Origin of the sequence: Massilia yuzhufengensis (assembly GCF_900112225.1) — a bacterium.
Taxonomy (GTDB): domain Bacteria; phylum Pseudomonadota; class Gammaproteobacteria; order Burkholderiales; family Burkholderiaceae_D; genus Telluria; species Telluria yuzhufengensis.
Genome location: NZ_FOLD01000003.1, coordinates 225,822 through 242,725 on the forward strand (window position 1 = coordinate 225,822; position 16,904 = coordinate 242,725).

Annotated in this window: 22 protein-coding genes; 5 read left to right on the forward strand and 17 right to left on the reverse strand. The window is 68.4% G+C overall.

What is annotated here, in order from left to right:
• Window positions 1–65 precede the first annotated feature (65 nt).
• Window positions 66–695, forward strand: coding sequence for a flagellar basal body P-ring formation chaperone FlgA (gene flgA, locus BM031_RS04415; RefSeq protein ID WP_229408537.1), 630 nt, complete (start codon window positions 66–68; stop codon window positions 693–695).
• On the opposite strand, the gene flgJ is transcribed toward flgA, so the two are convergent.
• The 17 genes from flgJ to fliE are packed head-to-tail and all read right to left on the reverse strand — an operon-like array spanning window position 685 to window position 14,257.
• Window positions 685–1,425, reverse strand: a complete 741-nt coding sequence (gene flgJ, locus BM031_RS04420) for a flagellar assembly peptidoglycan hydrolase FlgJ (RefSeq protein WP_091871665.1) — start codon at window positions 1,423–1,425, stop codon at window positions 685–687. The genes flgA and flgJ overlap by 11 nt on opposite strands.
• Window positions 1,412–1,840 (reverse strand): flagellar export chaperone FlgN, encoded by a 429-nt coding sequence (gene flgN, locus BM031_RS04425; RefSeq protein WP_091871667.1) that lies wholly within the window; start codon window positions 1,838–1,840, stop codon window positions 1,412–1,414. Before flgN ends, flgJ begins: the two co-directional genes overlap by 14 nt.
• Window positions 1,837–2,127 carry a flagellar biosynthesis anti-sigma factor FlgM gene (flgM, locus tag BM031_RS04430; protein ID WP_091871669.1) on the reverse strand — a complete coding sequence of 97 codons (291 nt, stop codon included), beginning with the start codon at window positions 2,125–2,127 and terminating at the stop codon, window positions 1,837–1,839. Before flgM ends, flgN begins: the two co-directional genes overlap by 4 nt.
• Before the next feature lie 54 nt (window positions 2,128–2,181).
• Window positions 2,182–3,129 (reverse strand): flagellar motor protein MotB, encoded by a 948-nt coding sequence (locus tag BM031_RS04435; RefSeq protein WP_091871672.1) that lies wholly within the window; start codon window positions 3,127–3,129, stop codon window positions 2,182–2,184.
• A 2-nt stretch (window positions 3,130–3,131) separates the two neighbouring features.
• Window positions 3,132–4,043, reverse strand: coding sequence for a flagellar motor stator protein MotA (gene motA, locus BM031_RS04440; protein ID WP_091871675.1), 912 nt, complete (start codon window positions 4,041–4,043; stop codon window positions 3,132–3,134).
• Window positions 4,044–4,079: 36 nt separating this feature from the next.
• Window positions 4,080–4,820 carry a FliA/WhiG family RNA polymerase sigma factor gene (locus BM031_RS04445; protein WP_307185586.1) on the reverse strand — a complete coding sequence of 247 codons (741 nt, stop codon included), beginning with the start codon at window positions 4,818–4,820 and terminating at the stop codon, window positions 4,080–4,082.
• A 15-nt stretch (window positions 4,821–4,835) separates the two neighbouring features.
• Window positions 4,836–5,294, reverse strand: a complete 459-nt coding sequence (locus BM031_RS04450; protein WP_091871678.1) for a flagellar basal body-associated FliL family protein — start codon at window positions 5,292–5,294, stop codon at window positions 4,836–4,838.
• Window positions 5,295–5,304: 10 nt separating this feature from the next.
• A complete protein-coding gene (locus BM031_RS04455; RefSeq protein ID WP_091871680.1) occupies window positions 5,305–6,561 on the reverse strand; it encodes a flagellar hook-length control protein FliK in 1,257 nt (418 codons plus the stop codon).
• Entirely contained in the window at window positions 6,558–6,875 is a 318-nt protein-coding gene (locus BM031_RS04460; protein WP_091871689.1) for a hypothetical protein, read from the reverse strand. Before BM031_RS04460 ends, BM031_RS04455 begins: the two co-directional genes overlap by 4 nt.
• Window positions 6,868–7,257 (reverse strand): flagellar export chaperone FliS, encoded by a 390-nt coding sequence (fliS, locus tag BM031_RS04465; RefSeq protein ID WP_091871691.1) that lies wholly within the window; start codon window positions 7,255–7,257, stop codon window positions 6,868–6,870. The genes BM031_RS04460 and fliS overlap by 8 nt, the downstream gene beginning before the upstream one ends.
• A 16-nt stretch (window positions 7,258–7,273) precedes the next feature.
• Window positions 7,274–8,671, reverse strand: a complete 1,398-nt coding sequence (gene fliD / locus BM031_RS04470) for a flagellar filament capping protein FliD (RefSeq protein ID WP_091871693.1) — start codon at window positions 8,669–8,671, stop codon at window positions 7,274–7,276.
• 31 nt (window positions 8,672–8,702) lie between these two features.
• Window positions 8,703–9,140 carry a flagellar FliJ family protein gene (locus BM031_RS04475; RefSeq protein ID WP_091871695.1) on the reverse strand — a complete coding sequence of 146 codons (438 nt, stop codon included), beginning with the start codon at window positions 9,138–9,140 and terminating at the stop codon, window positions 8,703–8,705.
• The gene (gene fliI / locus BM031_RS04480; RefSeq protein ID WP_091871696.1) at window positions 9,137–10,453 is read right to left on the reverse strand and encodes a flagellar protein export ATPase FliI; all 1,317 of its coding nucleotides are present in this window, start codon (window positions 10,451–10,453) and stop codon (window positions 9,137–9,139) included. Before fliI ends, BM031_RS04475 begins: the two co-directional genes overlap by 4 nt.
• Window positions 10,450–11,139 (reverse strand): flagellar assembly protein FliH, encoded by a 690-nt coding sequence (fliH, locus tag BM031_RS04485; protein ID WP_091871698.1) that lies wholly within the window; start codon window positions 11,137–11,139, stop codon window positions 10,450–10,452. The genes fliI and fliH overlap by 4 nt, the downstream gene beginning before the upstream one ends.
• Complete coding sequence (locus tag BM031_RS04490; RefSeq protein ID WP_091871700.1) at window positions 11,136–12,158, reverse strand: FliG C-terminal domain-containing protein; 1,023 nt, start codon at window positions 12,156–12,158, stop codon at window positions 11,136–11,138. The genes fliH and BM031_RS04490 overlap by 4 nt, the downstream gene beginning before the upstream one ends.
• Window positions 12,142–13,872 (reverse strand): flagellar basal-body MS-ring/collar protein FliF, encoded by a 1,731-nt coding sequence (gene fliF, locus BM031_RS04495; protein ID WP_091871702.1) that lies wholly within the window; start codon window positions 13,870–13,872, stop codon window positions 12,142–12,144. The genes BM031_RS04490 and fliF overlap by 17 nt, the downstream gene beginning before the upstream one ends.
• Window positions 13,873–13,909: 37 nt before the next feature.
• Window positions 13,910–14,257, reverse strand: a complete 348-nt coding sequence (fliE, locus tag BM031_RS04500; protein WP_091871705.1) for a flagellar hook-basal body complex protein FliE — start codon at window positions 14,255–14,257, stop codon at window positions 13,910–13,912.
• 338 nt (window positions 14,258–14,595) lie between these two features.
• Here fliE and BM031_RS04505 point away from each other — a divergent pair, with 338 nt between their 5' ends.
• The 4 genes from BM031_RS04505 to fliQ are packed head-to-tail and all read left to right on the forward strand — an operon-like array spanning window position 14,596 to window position 16,901.
• A complete protein-coding gene (locus BM031_RS04505; RefSeq protein WP_218147562.1) occupies window positions 14,596–15,480 on the forward strand; it encodes a hypothetical protein in 885 nt (294 codons plus the stop codon).
• Entirely contained in the window at window positions 15,481–15,840 is a 360-nt protein-coding gene (locus tag BM031_RS04510; protein ID WP_091871711.1) for a FliM/FliN family flagellar motor switch protein, read from the forward strand. It abuts the gene before it with no gap.
• Window positions 15,837–16,619 (forward strand): flagellar type III secretion system pore protein FliP, encoded by a 783-nt coding sequence (gene fliP, locus BM031_RS04515; protein ID WP_091871713.1) that lies wholly within the window; start codon window positions 15,837–15,839, stop codon window positions 16,617–16,619. Before BM031_RS04510 ends, fliP begins: the two co-directional genes overlap by 4 nt.
• A gap of 12 nt (window positions 16,620–16,631) precedes the next feature.
• Complete coding sequence (gene fliQ, locus BM031_RS04520; RefSeq protein WP_091871715.1) at window positions 16,632–16,901, forward strand: flagellar biosynthesis protein FliQ; 270 nt, start codon at window positions 16,632–16,634, stop codon at window positions 16,899–16,901.
• Window positions 16,902–16,904 lie beyond the last annotated feature (3 nt).

Here is a 16,904-nt window from a genome sequence, read left to right on the forward strand (position 1 = left end):
CGGCAACCGTCGTCATTGTATCCTGTCTTTTGTGCGCCACAACCGAGGCGGCGCAATCTATTTCCTTGCGGATAGAACAAGCCGCCCGCGAGCATATTGACAAACAGCTCACGAATAGCGGCCTGTCGGATCCGCAAGTCGAACTCAGCGTCGTCAGTGCGCGTCCGGCGCCGGCCTGCGGCGCCCCAGTGGAAATCGAGGCCCTCGACGCGCGTCAATACGCGCGCATGCGTTTCGTGGCGCGCTGTCCGGACCCGCGCGGCTGGCGCCACGATTTTGTCGTTCGGGCAAGGGTTTCGGCCCAGGTGGCCGTCACCGCGATGCCGCTGCGTGCGGGCGAAGTGTTGTCCGACGACCACATCACGCTCGAGCGGCGCGACGTGACCGCCGTCAATGACGCCATCGGCGCGCCGGAAAGCGCGGTCGGCCAGACCAGCCGGCGCAGCCTGCGCGCCGGCGAAGTGCTGCGCAGCAGCCAGCTGGCCGCGCCCATCATGGTCAAGCGCGGCGACCAGGTGCTGATGCAGGCGCGCTACGAAGGCGTCGAGGTGAGCATGGCCGGCGAGGCGCTCGACGCCGGCGCGCGCGGCGCCATGGTACGGGTACGCAATGCGGCCAGCGGGCAGGTGCTGCGGATGCGCGTGTCCGGCGCCGGCACCGTCGAGCCGGCCGACCTGCCCGGCGTCAATCGCTAGCGTTTTGCAGCTTGGTGGCCAGGCGCGTCAGCTTGGCCGCATAGCCCGGGTCGGTGGCATAGCCGCCCTTGGCCAGGCCCTGGGCAAAGGCGCGCGCATCGCTGCCCACGCCCAGCGCGCCTTTGTAGCGCGGGTTATCGGCCAGCATCTGGGCATAGTCGCGGAAGGCGCTGGCGCCGTCCGGATAGGCGCGGAAGCGTTCGCGCGTCTTGATCGCGGCGCCGCCCACGTATTCGGTGGTGGCCGACTCGGTGACCGCACCTTCCCAGTTGCTGCCTGCCTTGATGCCGAACAGGTTGTGGCTCGATGCGCCGCTGCCATTACGCAGCGGGCGCTGCCCCCAGCCGGATTCGAGCGCGGCATGGGCCGACACCAGTTCTGGCGCCACGCCCAGCTGCTGGGCAGCCTGGCGGGCCCAGGGGGCGATGCTTTCCAAAAAGGCCTGCTGTTCCGGGGTGCTGCTGCCGCCCACGCCGCCCACGCCATCGACTTCGGTGTCGCCGCTGATCAATCCCTCGGCGCGGGCGCGCCATACGGCGCCTTCCGCGCTCAGGCTCGCCGCTGCGCCGGAACCGCCATCGCCGTTCTGGATATAGCTGGCCACTTCGCCTGCCACCTCGCTGAACATGCTGCCGAAACCGCTGCCGCCGCCGATCGCGGCGGTGGGGCGGGTGCTGGCGGTGGGCGCGAGCGGCTGCAGCGCCGGGGTCGAGAAATCAGCGTGGCGCATAAGTATGGTCCTCGCCGTGCAGCACGCGCTGCATCACGGTAAATTGTTCCGCCAACAAGCCACCATTGCGGGTGCTGGCCGTCTTGCAGGCCAGCACGGTGGTTTCCAGGTCGCCCCAGGCGGCCGCCAGCGCGCCGCGCGCCGGTTCAGCCAGGGTGGCGATGAACTGCGCCATGGTGGCGTTCTCGCCCAGCAGGGCGCGCACCAGCGCCACGCGCTGCTGGCGCCGCGCTTCCATGGCGTCGAGCAGGGGCGCGAGCAATTCGGCCAGCCCGGTCAGTTCGCTGCTCCGGTGGCGCAGCGCGGCCTCGAACTGGCGCTCGAGCAGGGCCAGCACTTCGGCGCTGTCGCGCACGTCGGCCTGGACGCCGTCGGCGAGCAGCGCATTGGCTTGCTGGCGCGTCATGCGGCTCATCCCCGGCCTCCGCCGTGGAAGCGCTGGATCAGGCCGGCCAGGCGGCCCGGGTCGAAGGGCAGCTCGCCCTTGGCCAGCAGGTCGCGCAGCTCGGCCACGCGGGCGGCGTCGAAATCGGGCATGGCGCGCAGGGCCTGGGCGGCCGGCTGCAGCACCTCGGATTGCAGGGCAGGGGCGGCGGCGCTGGCGCCGGCCGTCACGGCGGGTCCGGTCTCGGCGGTTTCCGATACCGTGACACGCTGGGTGCCGATGGTCACGCCTGGAGCGATGGCGCCGGTGATTTTCATGCGGTTACCTCGGGTTTTCGATTGAACACTCATAAGCTGGCCTTGTCTCGCACCTTACCTGGGCAGCTGGCTGCGCAGCTTTTCCAACGCCGCCGCGTCGGGCACGCTGATCGACGCATCCTTGCCCAGCGGCGTCATGGCGCCGGGCTTGCCGAACATCGCCGAGACCATGCGCGACTGGGCGGTGGTCAGGATCATCAGCTCGATGCGGCGGTTCACCCCGGCCAGCGGCTCTTTGATTTCCAGCGGCGCGCGGTCGGCCATGCCCACCACCTGCAGCACGCTGTCGCTGCGCATGCCGCCGTCGAGCAGCTCGCGGCGGGCCGACAGCGCGCGGTCGGTCGACAGCGCCCAGTTCGAGTAGCCGCCCTTGTCGGAGCCGGCGAAGCGCGAGGCATCGGTGTGCCCCACGATCAGCATCTGGTTCTTCATCTGGGCGAACAGCGGGCCCATCTTGCCCAAGAGCCTGACGAAGCGCCCGGTGGGCAGCGCGCTGCCGCGCATGAACATGCCCTGGCGCTCGGTATCGTGCAGCATCACGCGCAGGCCGTAGGGGGTGATCACGGTGTCCAGGTTGGCGGCCAGGCCGGCTTCCTGGCTCATTTCACCGAGGGCTTTCGACAGTGCAGCGAGCTCGGCGGGCGATTCGTAGGCCACCCGCGGCGCGCTTGGCGTGCCCGGTCCCTTGTCGCCGGCGTTGCCGCCATTGCCAGAGATCGGCAGCTCGAAACGCTCGATCAGGCTGCCGCTCGGTTCGGACGCGACCGCCGGCTTGTTGCCGAGGCCCTCGAGCATACCGCTGTCGGTGGCGTCGCGCACGATTTTCTTGAGATTCTGTTGTTCCCGCGAAGCAATCAGCCACAAGACGAGGAAGAGCGCCATCAGGGCCAGGCAGAAATCGGCGAACGCGACTTTCCAGGCGCCGCCGTGTTCGTCATGCGCGTGCTTGCCACCGCCGCGCTTGACGATGGTCGATTCGTGCTTTTCGTTCGGTTTCGACACGGTTACCCCGTCATGCGGTCGGCCGTGCGGCGCCGCTTGTTCTGCGATTCATCTTCGCCGCCCATGGCGTTGATCCATTGCTCGAGCTGGGCGAAGCTGGGTTTGGTGTTGAGCTGGATCAGGCGGCGCCCGGCGTCGATCGCCAGCAGCGCCGGCTTGCCGGCCACGTGGGTGCACAGCACCACTTTCACCGTTTCCATGGTCGAGGCTTCCGAATTGACCAGCTGCTTCATCATGTTGGCCAGCGGTTCCAGCAGGCCGTAGCAAAAGAAGATGCCGATGAAGGTGCCGACCATGGCCGCGCCGATCTTTTCGGCGATCTCGCCCGAATCGGCGCCGCCCGAGACCGAGAACATCGCCATCACGATGCCCAGCACCGCGGCCAGGATGCCGAAGCCCGGCATCGCTTCGGCGATCTTTTGCAGCGACTTGGCCGGCTGGGTCAGTTCTTCGTGGATGGCTTCCAGTTCCTGCTCCAGCACGCCTTCGAGTTCGTGGGCGTTGATCTTGCCCATTGCCATCAGGCGGAAGTTGTCGACGATGAAAGCGAGCAGCTTGGGCTCGTCCAGGATGCGCGGGTAGCGCTGGAACAGCGGGCTTTCGGCGGGCGCCTCGACGTGGGCGTCCAGCGCCTTGAGGCCGCCGGCGGCGGTCTGCAGCAGTTCGTACATCAAGAGCAGCAGCTGGCGCTGGAATTCCGAATCGTGCTTGGAGCGCGCCATCACTTTTTTCAGCTGGTGCGCCATCTCGGCCAGCACGTGGCGCTGGTTGCCCAGCACCAGCGCGCCGAAGGCGGCGCCGCCGATGATCAGGAGCTCGATCGGGTGGAAGATCGAGGCGAAGGTGCCGCCCATCAGGGAGAACCCCCCGAACACGGCGCCGAGCACGATGGCCAGTCCAAGTAATTGCTGCATGGCTTGCTGCCTTTCTTATTGCTTATCTATGAGTGGTCAGGCGCGCTGCAGCGCAGCCTTCATTTTGGCCAGCGCGCTCTTGTTGAGCTGGCAGACGCGCGCGTCCGACAGGTCGAGCACGGCGGCGATTTCCTTGTAGCTCAGCTCGAACTCGTAGATCATCTGGATCACACGCTGTTCTTTGTCGTTCAGGCTGCCCAGCACCTGCTCCAGGCTGCGCCGCACCAGGAAGGCTTCTTCCGGGCTGGGCGCGCTGTGGGCGTGCTCGACCGATTCCTGCAGCACTTCGTCGAAGCTGAGCATCTCTTCGGCGACGTCGTCCAGCACGTGCTGGCGGAATGCTTCCGGCGTCACGCCCAGGGCGGCGGCCGCCTCCTTCTCGGTCGGCTCGCGGCCGAGGTTGCGGGTGAGGGCGCGCAGCGCATCGCGCACCCGGTGGCTGTCCTGGCGCACCGCACGCGGACGCCAGTCCTGGCGGCGCAACTCGTCGAGGATGGCGCCGCGCACGCGCAGGCTCGCGTAGCTGCCGAAACCATTGTCCGGCTCGCCGTAGCGGCGCAGCGCTTCCAGCAGGCCCATCAGGCCGATCTGCTCCATGTCCTCGCGCGACACCGCGCCGGACACCTGCGAGTTCAGCTGGCGCACGATGCGCTTGACCAGCGGCGCATAGGCCAGCAGGTGGCGCTGCTCCTCGCCCGGGGTCATGCCCGCGTTGGCTGGCGCTTCCCCGTACATGGCGGCGGCGCTGGAATCGGCGTAGTCGGCTAGGTAGGCCACGGTGGTCGCCCCGGTTTACTCAATGATGAGTTTGCCGATCATGACTTCGGAAAACGGCTTGACGTGGTTTTCCTTTTCATAACTGGCGTTGAAGGTCTGGTTCAGCTGGGCGGCGTACTGGTCGACCGTCATGGCCGACGCCTCGCTGAGCGTGTGCGGCGACAGCGCCGACACCGCGATGCTGCGCAGCAGCGGCAGGTGTTCCTTGGCTTCCTTTTCCTGTTCCGGCGTGGTGGCCAGCACCAGGTCGACCGACAGGTAGTGGGCCGCCGCCTCGTTCGGGGCGCGCCGCAGCATGACGATCACCTTGTCGAGGGTGACGTACTTGGTCAGCTTCTTTTCCGGCTCGGCTTTCTTCGGCGCTGCGCCGGCCTGTGCGGCCGGGGCCATGTACCACATCGCGCCGCCGGCGGCGCCGGCAGCGAGGATGGCCACGCCGAGGAAGGCGGCGATCAGTTTGACTTTGCTATTCATGGTGTCCGGATCAAGCGCGTCCGCTCAGGGAGAACGCAGTGTTGGATTGGTTGGCTTCGGCCAGGGCGGCGCCCGGGGCGCGTTCGTCCTGGTCCTGGCCCTGCTGGCGGCCGCGGCCCTGCGCGTCCGGCCCGAAGCCGGCGCCCTGCTGGGCGGCTGCCTGGGCGCGCGGCGTGGCCTGGCTCACGTTGACCGAGACGTCGCTGTACTGGCGCGCCGCGAGGTCGTTGCGCAGGTTGTCGCTGACGGTGTTGAGCTGGCGCAGCACTTCGCTGTGGGTGGCCGTGATGTTCACTTCCAGGCTGCCGCCACTGTGGCGGATCGAGATCTCGACCCGGCCCAGCATCGGCGGCTCGAGGCGGATCACGGCCTGCTCGGCGTTCTTCGTCAGCTGCAGGTTGAGGCGCTCGCCGAGCGCTTCCTGCAGGCCCTGGCGCCACGCGGTCGGCGGGCCGGACAGGGCCAGCGTGCTGGTCTCGCGCGGCGCGGCGCCAGCCGGCGCCGGGGCGGCCACGCCGAAGCCGGCGCTGTTGCCGGCTGCTGCGGCCTGGGTGTCGGCGCCTGCCACGGCGCTGTCGCGCGCCGGCGCAGGGTTGGCGGCCGGCACGGCGGCTCCAGTTGCCTGCGGCGTTGCGGCCGGCTGGGCCACGGCCGCACTGGCGCGGGCCAGCTGGGCCGGCGCCGCGTCCGGCGCGGGCGTCGCCGCCTGCGGCGCGGCGTCGACAACGATATCGGTGCGGGCCGCGGCCGCGGCCGGGATCGCGGCGGCCCCCGGCAGCGCGATCGCGCCGGCCGCCGCGGCGAGCGTGGCGGATGCGGCGCTGCCGGCGGAGGCGGCCTGCGCCGGCTGCGCCGCCAGCGGGGCCGCGCCGCCTGCGCGCGGGTGGTCCTGCACGCCGGCGGCAAGGCGCACGGCGGCGGGCACCGCCATCATCATCGACGGCATCAGGGGCATCGCCATGGCCGCCAGCAGCGGCTCTTCAGCCGCGGCTTCCCTGGTTTCTTCCGGCGCTGCGGCGGCAGGCAGGCTTGCTAGCGGCGTCGATACGGCGCTGGCGTCGTCCAGTTGCGGCGCCGGCAGCGGCTCGGCCGGCGCGGCGGCGGCGTCGAGCGCCATGAATTGCAGGAAGGCCAGCGGCGACGCCGGTTCCGTCTGGGCGCCGGCGAGCGCCGGGTCCATCGGCAGGCCCTCGGCCGGGGCGGCGCCGGCGACCGGGGCGGCCTCGCTCGACGCGGGCAGGGGAGCGCTGTTGATCATGATATTCATTGGGCGTTGTGTCCAGAATCGGGTTCGCCCGCGAGGGCATAGGCCATCCAGCCTTCCTTGTTGACGCGCATGTCGTCCAGGCGCGCCTGCAGCTGGGCCGAGGCGGCGGCGGCGGCGGCCTGGGCGCCTTCATGGGCGCCGCGCAGGCGTGCGACGGCGGCGCGTTCGGGCGCGCTCCAGGCACGGCCGGCGGACAGCGCCTGCAGGCGCGGACCGAGCTCGCGCACCGCGCGGCCCAGCGCGTCCCAGTCGGCGCGCGCGCCGGCATCCTGCAGCGCCGTGGCCAGCGCCTCGATGCTGCGCGACCTATCCATTGCGCTCCTGCACGCCTTTCCAGCCCTGGCGGATGGTGGACAGGATGCGGATCACTTCGTCCACCATCGCCGGGTCCTGCTTGATGCCGGCACCGTGCAGGTGCTGGGCGCAGAAATCATAGATGCGGGCCAGGTTGGCGACGGTCTCGCCGCCCTGGTCGAAGTCCAGCGAGCTCGACAGGCCGTTGATGATCTCGACGCACTTGTCGATGCTGGCAGCCTTGGCTTCGTAGCGGCGCGCGGCGATGTGGGCGCGGGCGCGCGCCAGCTCGTCGAGCAGGCCGTCGGTGAGCAGCAGGACCAGCTCCACCGGCGAGGCGCGCGAAGTCTGGGTATCCAGGTTGACGGCGTGGTAGCTGCCGTAGGCTTCTTGATAGGACATGTTGATCCAGGTCGGTTCAGTCTTTGTCGCTGCCGAACAGGGCATCGAACATCGACAGGTTGTTGGTCATGGCGCCCTGCAGGGTCTGCAGGGATGTGAACTGGCGCAGGTAGCGGTTATATGCCGCTTCGTGCTGCTGTTCGAGGAAGGCCTGGCGGTCGGCCAGGGTCTTCTGGGTGTTGGTGGTGGCTTCCTTGCGCTGCTTGATCTGGCCGTCGGCGCTGTTGCTCCAGCCCTTGATGAACTTGTCGAGCGCGCCGGCGATGCCGGTCGGCGCCGACGACGAGGCCACGCCGATCAGGCCGTCGAGGGAGGTGGGTTTCAGCGCCAGCTGGCGCTGCAGGCGGTCGCTGCGCAGCTCCAGCGTGCCGTCCTTGGTCGCGATGATGCCGAACGAGGCCAGGGTGTCGCCGCTCGTCGTCGGGCGCAGCAGGCTGACCAGTCGATCGTTGAGCGCGCGGATGCCGCCGTCGTGCGCGAATGCGCCGCCGGCCGCGCCCTTGGACGGGTCGCCCGCATCGGTCAGCTTGTTGAGCACCGTCTTGAGCTTGTTGTAGGCGTCGACAAACGCCTGGACGTTGGCGGTGGTGCCGGCGCTGTCGGCGCCGACCGCGATCGTCACCGGCGCGCTGCCGGGAGCCTGGGACTTGGTGAAGGTCATCTTCACGCCGTCGATGTTGGTGAAGGTGTTGCTGGCCTGGGTGATCGCGGTGCCGGTCTCGGAACCGATGCGGATCTCGGCATCCTGGGCCAGCGCCAGCGTGCGCACGCGGGCCGGGTCGGCATTCGCGGCTTTCAGGCTGGAGGCGCCGGTGACGGCGCTGGTGTCGATCGTGATCGCGGTGCCCGCGCCGGTGTTCTTCGCGGTCAGCACCAGTTCCGAGGTGGCGCCGGTGGTGACGATCGAGGCCGTGATCATCGAGGTATTGCCGGTGGCGCTGTTGATCGCCGCCGCCAGCTCGCGCGTGGACAGGGTGCCGTTGGCGTCGGTGTCGGCCGCGCCCAGGTTGACCGTGAACGCGCTCGCGCCGCCCATGTTGATCTGCAGGGTGCCGGCCACGCCCGCGTTGTCGGTGAGGCCCGTGTACGAGACCTGGCTGGCGGTGGCCAGCTTCTTGACGAAGAACGAATAATTGCCGGCCGCCGCGGTGGCGCTGGCGGTGGCGCTGCCCACCGAGGTGTCGCTGAAGACGGCCGACTGCGCATACATGCTCTTGTTGGTGCCGGTCAGGGCGGCCAGGCTGGTCTGGAAGGCCGACATCGCCGAGCCCAGTTCGCTCAAACCCTTCTCGGTGGCCGTGGCGGCTTTGCGCTGGGTGTCCAGGATCTGCTGGCGCGCCATCACGTACTTGTCGGCCAGCGAGTTGGCGGTGTTGACCGGGTCGTAGGTTGGTGCGGTGATTGCCGATGCCATGTCGTTCTCCTTGCTCTTCTTCGAGGGCCGCTTACGCGGTCCGGTTTGCCATCCACGATTGCGTGGCCATATCGTCTTCGCGCTTGCGCAGCGCGCGTTCCTGCTCGCGCGACAGCTGTTGCTGCTGCTGGTCGAGCACCTTGCCCAGCAATTCCTTTTTGATCCACGCTTCGCTGAGCTTGCGCTGCGAGACCGCCATATTGGCTTCGTGCAGGGCCAGGTCGGTGCGGTGCAGGTCGGCCATCGCCATCACGTTCTGCTTGTAGGCGCCGCAGTTCAGGGCCAGCGCCAGGGGCAGGGCCCCGGTCGCGCCGCTGCTCGCCGTCAGCGCGTCCATCCGCGCCAGGTTGTTCTGGTAGCGCGTGCGGGTCGCTTCCTGGCTCGTCATGTCGGCCTGCAGCCGGTCCACGTCGAGGCCGCGCAGCTGCACCAGCGTGCCCAGGCTGTCGATCGTGTTCTGCTTGCTCATGCCATCATCGCCGTCAGTTGTTCCACGCAGCCGGCCATCGGCGCTTCTTCGCGCGTGCCCTGGCACAGGAAGGCTTCGATGTGCGGATGCAGGCGCACCGCCTTGTCGGTTTCCGGGTCGGCGCCGGGCACATAGGCGCCCAGCGGGATCAGGTCGCGCACGCGCGCGTGTTTCGCCAGCGCGGCCTTGAGCTTGCGCGCGGCCAGCGTGTGCTCGGGGCCCACCACCTGCGCCATGCAGCGCGAAATCGACTGGGCCACGTCGATCGCCGGATAGTGGCCGCGCTCGGCCAGCTCGCGCGTGAGCACGATGTGGCCGTCCAGGATGGCGCGGGCCGAGTCGACCACCGGGTCCTGCTGGTCGTCGCCTTCGGCCAGCACGGTATAGATTGCGCTCATGCTGCCCTTCGGATTCTCGCCGTTGCCGGCCGATTCCACCAGCTGCGGAAGGTTCGAGAACACCGACGGCGGATAACCGCGCGTGGCCGGCGGCTCGCCCAGCGACAGTGCCACTTCGCGCAGCGCCATTGCGTAGCGGGTCAGCGAGTCGCACAGCAGCAGCACGTTCTGGCCGCGGTCGCGGAAGTGGGCCGCGATCGAGTGGCACATCTCGGTGGCCATCACGCGCATCAGCGGCGATTCGTCGGCCGGGGCCACCACCACCACGGCGCGCTTCAGGCCTTCCGGCCCCAGCGACTTCTCGACGAATTCGCGCACCTCGCGGTTACGCTCGCCGATCAGGCCGACCACGATCACGTCGGCCACGGTCTGGCGCGTGATCAGGCCCAGCAACACCGACTTGCCGACGCCGGAACCGGCCATCAGGCCGACCCGCTGGCCCTTGCCGATGGTGAGCATGGAATTGATCGCGCGCACGCCGACGTCGAGCGGTTCCTCGACCGGGGTCTTGCGCAGCGGGTTGACCTTCGGGGGTGTGGTCGACAGCACTTCGTCGCCACCGAGTTTACCCAGGCCGTCGATCGGCTCGCCCATGCCGTTGACCATGCGGCCCATCCAGGATGGGCCGATCATCAGGTCCGACTGCACCGGCGTGGGCAGCACGCGCGCGCCGGTGGCCAGGCCGCTGGCCTTCTTGAACGGCATCAGGTAGGAGACTTTTTCCTTGAAGCCGACCACCTGCGCATCGAGCCAGCCGCCGTCGATGGTTTCGATGCGGCAGCGCTGGCCGGTGTGCAGCGGGCAGCCGACACTTTCCAGCAGCAGGCCCTGGGCGCCGACCAGGCGCCCGGTCGGCGTGGCGACCGGGACCGCGCCCAGTTCGACCGAGCGCAGGCGGGCGGCGAGGGCCGTCATTCGCCGTCCTCCTCGTCCAGCAGCTGCGCGCGCACCTGGTCCATCACGGCGGTCAGGCGCCCCTGGCAGCCGGCGTCGACTTCATTGTCGCCCGAGCGCACGCGGCATTCGCCGGGTTCCAGGGCCGGGTCGGGCAGCAGGGTCCATTTCTTGGCGCGCTTCGGGTCCAGCTCCAGCACGCGGCGCAGTTCTTCCGGGTTCAGGAACACTTCGACCGCGTCGCGCGACGGCGGCATCACGGACAGCGCTTCTTCCACCAGCGCGAGCAGCTGCACCGGCTGCAGCGCCAGTTCGGCGCGGATCACCTGGCGCGCGATCTTGCCGACCAGGTCCACCACTTCCTTGCGCTGCGCCGCGCGCATGTCGGTTTTCAGTTTTTTCAGGCTCTTGAGCATGGCGTCGACCGGCTTGGCCAGGTCTTCGAAGCCCTGGATCGCCATTTGCCGGCCTTCTTCCACACCGCGCTGCAGGCCTTCGGACTGGCCCATGGGGAAGCCGTCGGCGCGGCCCTGGTCCAGGCCTGCCTCGTAGCCTTCGCGCTGGCCCTGGCGGTAGCCGTCGGCCAGGGCGCTCTGCCATTCTTCGCCGGAGACGGCGGCGGTGCCGGCAGGGCCGGGCGCACCGGGGATCTGGGCGCCGGCGAACTGGTACAGCGGCGGGAAGTGATAGGGCCGGAACTGCTTCATTCGGCGGTCGCCTCGGCGAACAGCGCGATGTCGATCTCGCCGGCGTCGGCCAGGGCCTTGACGGTGGCCATGATCTCGCGGCGGGTCTGCTCGATGCGCGACATCGGCACCGGGCCGGAACGGCGCATCAGGTCTTCGAAGCTTTGCGCCTGGCGTTTCGGCATCGCGTTCAGGATGGCGTCGCGCAGCAGCGGCTCGGCGCCCTTGAGCGCGACCGCCCACTGCTCGAGCGGCACTTCGTCGAGCAGGCGCGTGATGACCTGTTCGGTCTGGCGCGACAGGATGAAGAAGTCGTACATCGACATCTCGATCTGCGACACCACGTCCGGGTCATGCGCGCGCAGCAGCTCCACCATGCCGGCGCGGTTGTCCTGCAGGCGATTGAGGATCTCCGCGACCTGGCGCACCCCTTCCACGCTGGCGCTCTGGGTGTCGAGCGCGGACAGGCAGCGGTTGACCAGCTCTTCGAGTTCGTGCAGCACGTCGCGGTCGATCTCGTCCAGGCGCGCCATGTTCAGCAGCACCAGTTCGCGGCCCTCGGCCGGCAGCGCTTCCAGGATCTGCGAGGCCAGGGCAGGGGGCAGGAAGGCCAGGAACACGGCCTGCATCTGCACGTGCTCGGTCGAGACGAATTCGGCCAGCCACTTGGGCGAGGCGTACTGCAGGCGCGCCATCATCGGGCGGATCGCGTCGCCGTAGATCGTATTCAGCACGCTGTTGGCGATGTCGCTGCCCAGCGCCATGTCGAGCGAGCGCTTGAGGTAGCTGCGCGAGGCGCCATGCAGGCCGCTTTGCTGGCGGTAGTCGTCGAAGAAGTTCTGGACCGCCGACTTCACGGCGTCGACCTTGATGCCGCTCATGCGCGACATGACCTGGGTCAGCTCCAGCAACTCTTCGCGCTCGAGGCAGCGCAGCACCGCGGCGGCGCCTTCTTCGCCGATCGACAGCAGCACGATGGCGGCCTGCTCGACCGGGGTCAGGACGCCGTCGGCGTCGTCGAGGTTATTCAGTTCGGCCATGTTTTTTCTGTACCCATTGTTTGACGACTTCGGCAACGCGCTCAGGCTCTTTGCCGGCCAGGACTTTCAGGTGGTCGACCATCACGTCCACGGCGGAACCAGCCGGCGGGAGGTCGTAGTTTTCGAGCAGCGGGACGACAGGCATCGCACCCGGGGCGCTGGCCGCCGGTGCGCCCAGCGCCGCGGCGTTCGGCGCGCCCGCAGGCAAGGCGGCGCCGCCGGCGGCAACGGCGGCGCTGCCCGGCGCGCCCGGCAAGGCCGGCAGCGCGGGCAACAGCGGCGGCTGCGGCGCCAGGCGGGCGGTGACGGCGCGCAGCAGCGGGCGGGCCAGCAGGAAGTAGGCCAGCAGCGCGGCCAGCGCGCTCATCGCGTAGCCGGCCATGTCGACCACGTTGTCGCGCTCCTGCCACCATTCCTGGGCCACCGGGGCGGCCGGGAACGACAGGCTCGAGACGGTCAGCACGTCGCCGCGCGCCGTGTCGATGCCCAGGCCGCCGCGCAGGATTTTTTCGATATTGGCCAGTTCGGCCGGGGTGTAGCCGAGCTTCGGATTGGCTGCGCTGGCATTGTTCAGCACCACCGCCACCGACAGCTTCTTGAGGCGGCCGCGCGAGCGCTTGATCTGGGTGATCGCGCGGTCATACGCATACTGGCGGGTGGTGGCGTTCTTGCGCGCGCTGCCGTTGTCCTTGGCCGCGTCGGCGCCGTCCGGGTTCTGGGCATCGGCAGCCGGGTCGGCGGCCTGCGGCGGGCGGTTCGACAGCGTGCCCGGCACGCCCATCGCCACGCGGTTGCGCTCCATCTCTTCGCGCATCGCTTCGCTGGTGACCTTCGGAGCTTCGCCGTATTTTTCCTGGGTTTCTTCGATCTTGTCGTTGTCGACGTCGGCGGTGACGGAGAGCTTGAAGTTGCTTGCGCCCAGCACCGGCGCCAGCAGCTCGTTGACGTTGCTGCGCACCGTGTCGGTGTAGCGCTTGGCGGCGCTGTTGTCGCCCTGGCCCTGGGCCAGGCCGTCGTAGCCGTCGCTCAGGTCGACGCGCGAGGACAGGTAGTTGCCGGCCTGGTCGACCAGCGAGACCCGGGCCGGGTTCAGGTTGGCGACGCTGCTCGAGACCATGTTGACGATGGCGGCGATCTGTTCGTTCGACAGGTTCTGGCCCGGCTTGACCGCCACCACCACCGAGGCCGAGGACTGGTCGCCGGCGCCGGCCACGAAGGAGCTGGTCTTGGCGATGGCCAGGTGCACGCGCGCCGACGCGATGGCGTCGATCGCCAGGATGCTCTGCGCCAGTTCGCCTTCCAGCCCGCGGCGGAAGCGCACGTCCTGCACGAAGGTCGACACGCCGAGCGGGTCGTTGCGGTCCATCAGTTCGAGGCCGGCCGGCAGCTTGGCGGTCACGCCCTTGGCGGCCAGCAGCATGCGCACCTTGCCCAGCTCGCCGGACGGCACCATCACCTGGCCGCTGTCCGGGTGGATGCGGTAGGGGATGGCTTCGGCTTCGAGCACGCTCATCATGTCGCTGGCGGCGACTTTCTCGCGCGCGCCGAACACCGGCTTGTAGCTGGACTGGTCCTGCCACAGGAACATCATCACGGCGGCCGTGATGGCCATGGCCAGGCCGAGCAGCAGGGTGAAATTGTTGCGCAGGGCCGGCGGCAGCGCCGGCAGCGCCAGCTTGTTACCGCCGAAGGCGGCCTTCAGGGAAGAAATCACAGGGTGGTCTCGCTAATGCTCTTCAATAAGAGGGAGGTCAAACCGGAAGCTTGATCAGTTCGTCCACGGCGCCCATGACTTTGTTGCGAACTTGCATCAACATCGAGAAGGACAGGCTGGCTTGCTGGCTGGCCAGCATGGCGCCGACCAGGTCATCGCTCTTGCCGGCATCGACCGCCGCCATGCGCTCGCCGGCGGCGCGGTCTTCGTTGTCGACGCTGGCCAGCGCGTCCTTCATCGTCTGCGTGAAGGAAAAGCCGCCCGGGGAATTGTTAAATGCGCCCTGGGCCGACAGGTCGGTGGCAGGGGCGATCGCGAGGCGGTTGGCGTCATTTGTCAGTGCGGCAAGATCGGCTTTGATCAGACCGGCAAGTTCAGTTCCCATGCGTCATTCCCTGTACGAATTTCGTGTTGCGTTTGTTGTGCGGAGACGACAAAATGTGGCTTGTTTTGTCGACAGACAGCCCCCTGAAGAGCTTAAATTGTTAAATATGTGACTACAAACGGCGGGGGGATTGCAGACCCTTTTGCCGGGTCCACCCTGTGGTCGTACTGGGGGTGAAGCCGTTTGCCGCAGTGCGATAGGAGTGATATTACCGTAGGGCAAGTGGGAAATCAAAGGTGAATGTCAAAGTCTTCGCTGCAAATCTCCATGTATAATAGTTTCCTTGGGGAATGAAAAAAAGTCATTCGCCGTTTCCCTGTGACCAATAAAACATGCCGATGAATCCACCCGACCGTGCGCGCACCAACCCCGGCAGCTACCAGGTACTCGATCCCAGCCTGCTGGGACGGCCGGTCCACCTGCTGCCGAAGTTCGCGCGCCGCTTCGCCGACGCCCTCGGCACGGCGATGGCCGGGCCCGGCGGGCGCCGCTACTGGGGCGCCTACCGGCTGGACAACCTGGCCTTCGAGCGCGCGCCCGACGAAGACGGCCTGCGCTGGCTGGCCGTGCCGGGTCCGCTCGGCACCGCCGCGGTGGCCTTCGAGCGCAGTCTGTTGCTGGGCTTGCTGGAAGGGCGCTACGGCCGCAAGAACGCGCCGGTCGCGCTCGAGCGGCGCGACCCGTCGCTGGAACGCGTCACCACCACCGAAGAGCGGCTCGCCGCGACCCTGACCACGCAACTGGCCGAACAGCTGCACGCCCGCGTGGCCGAGGGCCTGGCCGCGGCCGACGCCCCGGCCGATGCGGCGCCTGCGGCCGCGCTGGAAGCGCCGGTGGCTGCCAGCGCCCCGGGCAAGGCCGGCTGGGTCATCCGCGTCACGCTGCGCGCCGCCCAGGGCGGCGCCGACTGCCATTGCTGGATCGGCCTGGACCAGGAACTGATGGCCCATGTGCTGCAGGGCCTGAAGGAAGAGCGCAGCGGCGGACGCAGCCAGCGCGCCGCCGGCGACGGCCTGTCCTCGGGCCTGTTCGTGAAGCTCGACGGGCGCCTGGTCAGCAAGGAAGTCACGCTTGCCGCACTCTTCGAGATGAAGGTTGGCGATATCATCCCGGTGTCGGTCGGGCGCGCCGACGTCCTGCTGGACGAATCGCGGCTGTTCACGGCCGCCGTGGCCGAGCACAAGGGCAAGCTCTGTTTAACCTCTTTTGAAGATGCCGAGTAAATGGATATGAACATCAACGAGCAACTCAATGGCGCCGACCTGATCATCGACGACCTCGACGGCGTCGAAGCCGCCACCGCGGTGGCCGGCAAGAACGCCGCGCGCCAGCTGCCGCAGATGATGCGCCGGATCCCGGTGACCCTGACCCTCGAAGTAGGCTCGGCCCGCATCTCGCTGCAGGAACTGATGGCGATCGGCCCCTCGTCGGTGGTGCCGCTGGACGCCCTGGCCGGCGAGCCGCTGGTCATCAAGGTCAATGGCGCGCCGATCGGCCGCGCCGAAGTCGTCGTCGCCGGCGAGCAGTACGGCCTGAAGGTCATCGACCTCGATGGCCTGAACCTGGATGCGCTGACCAAATGATGTGCGCCGTCCGCGGCGCGCGCCTGCGCCGCGCCGCGCCGCTGCTGGCCGGCCTGCTGCTGGTGCCGCTGCTGTTGCTGGCGCTGCCCGCCGCGGCCCAGCAGGGCCCGAGCGTGCTGCCGGGGATCATTCCCGGCTCGACCCAGGGCATGACCGTCAAGTCGCAGATCCTGGTCCTCATGACCCTGCTCGGGCTGCTGCCCGTGATGGTCATGATGATGACCAGCTTTACCCGTTTCGTGATCGTGCTGTCGCTGCTGCGCCAGGCCCTCGGCGTGCAGCAGGGCCTGCCGAACCGCATCATCACCGGCATCGCCCTGATCCTGACCCTGCTGGTCATGCGCCCGGTCGGCGAAGCCGTGTGGCGCGACGCCTTCCTGCCCTATGACAAGGACAAGATCGGCCTCGAGCAGGCATTGAAGATCGCCGAAGTGCCCATCTCGCGCTTCATGCTGGCCCAGACCAGCAAGACCTCGCTGGCCCAGGTCGCGCACCTGGCGGGCGAACCGGCCAACCTGGCGCCCCAGCAGCGCGGCTTCACCGTCAAGCTGGCCGCCTTCGTGCTGTCGGAACTGAAAACCGCGTTCCAGATCGGGGCCATGCTGTTCATCCCCTTCCTGATCATCGACCTGGTGGTGTCCTCGGTGCTGATGGCGATGGGCATGATGATGCTCTCGCCGCTGGTGATCTCGCTGCCCTTCAAGCTGCTGCTGTTCGTGCTGGTCGATGGCTGGACCCTGACCGTGAACACGCTGGTGGGCAGTATCCACGGCTACTAGAGGCGGACAACGATGAGTCCCGATATCGCGGTCGACCTGGTGGTCGAAGCCCTGCAGGTGGTGATGCTGCTGGTCCTGGTGCTGGTGGTGCCGGGCCTGGTCATGGGCCTGGTCGTGGCGCTGTTCCAGGCCGCCACCCAGATCAACGAGCAGACCCTGAGCTTCCTGCCGCGCCTGCTGGTGACGCTGGTGGCGCTGATCGTTGCCGGGCACTGGATGACCAGCACGCTGATGGACTACTGCGTGTCGGTGTTCCAGCGCGCGGCCACGCTCGCGAGCTGAGGG

What these genes read in the sequence shown, in the direction of transcription:
- BM031_RS04510 (WP_091871711.1), top strand. Translation starts at nt 15,481, where the DNA reads ATGGATATGAACATCAACGAGCAACTCAATGGCGCCGACCTGATCATC.
- BM031_RS04475 (WP_091871695.1), bottom strand. Translation starts at nt 9,140, where the DNA reads ATGAGCAAGCAGAACACGATCGACAGCCTGGGCACGCTGGTGCAGCTG.
- BM031_RS04460 (WP_091871689.1), bottom strand. Translation starts at nt 6,875, where the DNA reads ATGGATAGGTCGCGCAGCATCGAGGCGCTGGCCACGGCGCTGCAGGAT.
- fliI (WP_091871696.1), bottom strand. Translation starts at nt 10,453, where the DNA reads ATGACGGCCCTCGCCGCCCGCCTGCGCTCGGTCGAACTGGGCGCGGTC.
- fliS (WP_091871691.1), bottom strand. Translation starts at nt 7,257, where the DNA reads ATGTCCTATCAAGAAGCCTACGGCAGCTACCACGCCGTCAACCTGGAT.
- BM031_RS04490 (WP_091871700.1), bottom strand. Translation starts at nt 12,158, where the DNA reads ATGGCCGAACTGAATAACCTCGACGACGCCGACGGCGTCCTGACCCCG.
- fliE (WP_091871705.1), bottom strand. Translation starts at nt 14,257, where the DNA reads ATGGGAACTGAACTTGCCGGTCTGATCAAAGCCGATCTTGCCGCACTG.
- motA (WP_091871675.1), bottom strand. Translation starts at nt 4,043, where the DNA reads ATGCAGCAATTACTTGGACTGGCCATCGTGCTCGGCGCCGTGTTCGGG.
- fliD (WP_091871693.1), bottom strand. Translation starts at nt 8,671, where the DNA reads ATGGCATCGGCAATCACCGCACCAACCTACGACCCGGTCAACACCGCC.
- flgM (WP_091871669.1), bottom strand. Translation starts at nt 2,127, where the DNA reads ATGAAAATCACCGGCGCCATCGCTCCAGGCGTGACCATCGGCACCCAG.
- BM031_RS04455 (WP_091871680.1), bottom strand. Translation starts at nt 6,561, where the DNA reads ATGAATATCATGATCAACAGCGCTCCCCTGCCCGCGTCGAGCGAGGCC.
- flgN (WP_091871667.1), bottom strand. Translation starts at nt 1,840, where the DNA reads ATGAGCCGCATGACGCGCCAGCAAGCCAATGCGCTGCTCGCCGACGGC.
- fliP (WP_091871713.1), top strand. Translation starts at nt 15,837, where the DNA reads ATGATGTGCGCCGTCCGCGGCGCGCGCCTGCGCCGCGCCGCGCCGCTG.
- fliH (WP_091871698.1), bottom strand. Translation starts at nt 11,139, where the DNA reads ATGAAGCAGTTCCGGCCCTATCACTTCCCGCCGCTGTACCAGTTCGCC.
- flgJ (WP_091871665.1), bottom strand. Translation starts at nt 1,425, where the DNA reads ATGCGCCACGCTGATTTCTCGACCCCGGCGCTGCAGCCGCTCGCGCCC.
- BM031_RS04450 (WP_091871678.1), bottom strand. Translation starts at nt 5,294, where the DNA reads ATGAATAGCAAAGTCAAACTGATCGCCGCCTTCCTCGGCGTGGCCATC.
- BM031_RS04505 (WP_218147562.1), top strand. Translation starts at nt 14,596, where the DNA reads ATGAATCCACCCGACCGTGCGCGCACCAACCCCGGCAGCTACCAGGTA.
- fliQ (WP_091871715.1), top strand. Translation starts at nt 16,632, where the DNA reads ATGAGTCCCGATATCGCGGTCGACCTGGTGGTCGAAGCCCTGCAGGTG.